Annotated in this window: 1 protein-coding gene; it reads right to left on the bottom strand. The window is 51.6% G+C overall.

The genetic code is table 11. The features are described from left to right. A partial coding sequence (locus Q4528_RS14690; protein ID WP_303522398.1) for a hypothetical protein occupies positions 1 to 256 on the bottom strand: 256 nt, incomplete at both ends.

Genomic DNA, 256 nt, shown 5'->3' with positions numbered 1-256 from the left:
TGAAACTGCTTATCCGCGTTGACTTGCGTCAACCTGCTCTGTTCCGTCAGGATAAGTTCGGGAGGGCAGCCCATCATCATAAACCAATGCGCATAGCGAGCGGGTTGTGACCGCGAGACGCCCAAAACATCATTGACAGAATTGTCCGAGGCGGTGGTGCAAAAAGAAAACCCCCGGCGAGGACGCCGAGGGCTGATAAGGTCTTCATAGTTCAGCTTCTTTGCTCGTTTCTTTATTGAGATACGAACAGGAGTTC

The organism is Staphylococcus pasteuri, from assembly GCF_030547725.1.
Classification (GTDB): domain Bacteria; phylum Bacillota; class Bacilli; order Staphylococcales; family Staphylococcaceae; genus Staphylococcus; species Staphylococcus pasteuri.
Note: the sequence above shows the minus strand (reverse complement) of the source record. Positions and strands in the feature narration are given on the sequence as shown.